Raw genomic sequence first — 1,525 nt, 5'->3', positions numbered from 1 at the left:
CGTGACGTGATGACCTCTGTGCGCGTCGCGGCCGCCGTGACCGCCCTTCTTCTCCCGCTAAGCGCCTGCAGTTCAACTTCCGACGACAACACCAGGGACCTGGCCGACGAGTTCAGTGAAGTGGAGGCGTTGCCGTTCAATGCCAGCGGCCTCCTCGGTGGGAACGCAAGGCCGGAGTTCCCTGCTGGCGACTCCGGAGAGATGTCTGTCGTACAAGTTGGACCGCTGGTGACGACGTCCGGCAGCCTGCTGTTCGCGTTCCGCAACAACACCGACGATGCAATCTCGCAGGTCAAATGGACCGCCTCGGCCCGGAGCGGCGGGAAAATTGTCTCCACGGGCAGCAGTGCGGAAACCATCCCGGCCCAAGTGGCATCAGGTGAAGTGGGCCTCGCATACATCGACTTCGAGAACGCCGACTCGATTCCGTCTAATGTCGAATATGAGTTCTCGACCGATTCAGCGGAGATTGACATCAGTTCCCTTAACGCGGCCCCGTTGACGGTGACGGAAACGAACATTGTTGGCAATTCGATCGTGGGCGAGGCCAAGAACGAGACTGGCGTTACGACTGCGGGGCCTTATCTGGTGTCTATCTACTGCTTCATCGGCACCTCGATCGTCGGCTACAAAAGCGGCCCCACATGGGCGCACGGAACTCTTGATGATGGCGACACAGTGACGTTCGTCGTGAAGCACGGCGACGAGTGTGCGTCCTACGTTGTCGGTGTTGGCGGCCATCTTGTCCTGGCCCATGCCGTCTAGTTGTTGAACCATCCGCGGCAAGCGCGGATTCACAAACAGGGCACGGTCTCAGGATCCACGCTTGCTGTCGAAGCCCCGGCGACCGGCTATCGCGTCCAAGAGGGCGAAAAACTCAGACTCCGCATTGGCGGCAATCTCGTGTGCGACTGGATCGTCCTGGTCTAGGCGAACGGTGTCGGTCGACGCCCCGGTCGCTATCGCAATCTCCAGCGCCTGATAGACCTTATAAGAGTGTCCATATGGTCCGAGCCCATCTAGGTCCGGTATTTGACGGTCGGGACCGCGGCGCTTCTCGTTTGGCCACATGACTTCAAGGACGAGTCGTTCGACCGCAAGCAACTCGGAGTCGAATTTGTCCAGCAGGCTGAGCGCTGACTCCAGTCCTCCGTCCGGGCGAGACAAGTACCCGACGCAGACTGGCAGCTCTGAGTAGGACCACTGTTTCCTCTTGCGCCTTCCCGTCAACCTCCGCTCCATCCAGCGAAGAACTGAACTGGACGCCTGGCCTTGTTTGTCGAAGTCAAACAGGACGCCGAGCGCGGCCTCCTGGATACTGAAACTTCGCGCTTGAAGACCGCGCTCATAAATTTCAAGATTTCTCGCGCCACTCAGTTCGGCAAGGCTTCGCATTGAGGCTTCGCGCTCGCCTGCGGTGCTTGCGACCGTCCCATCCGCGAGCTGCGCCAGCAGGCCCTCGGACCGGCTTGTGCCGAACCTTCCCAAGTATCCGAGAAGCGCGCTTCTCTCGAAGCTATCGACG

The 1,525-nt window shown here is 60.0% G+C and carries 2 protein-coding genes; one reads left to right on the top strand and one right to left on the bottom strand.

What is annotated here, in order from left to right; genetic code table 11:
* Window positions 1-765 (top strand): hypothetical protein (locus ACOADB_RS12555; protein ID WP_378598861.1); only part of this gene is annotated, 765 nt, incomplete at its 5' end.
* A gap of 48 nt (window positions 766-813) precedes the next feature.
* On the opposite strand, the gene ACOADB_RS12550 is transcribed toward ACOADB_RS12555, so the two are convergent.
* The coding region (locus ACOADB_RS12550) for a hypothetical protein (RefSeq protein WP_378598859.1) at window positions 814-1,525 on the bottom strand (712 nt) is incomplete at its 5' end.

It is taken from the genome of Nocardioides sp. CPCC 206348 (genome assembly GCF_048654705.1).
Classification (GTDB): domain Bacteria; phylum Actinomycetota; class Actinomycetes; order Propionibacteriales; family Nocardioidaceae; genus Nocardioides.
This window is presented reverse-complemented; position numbering and strand designations above follow the sequence as displayed.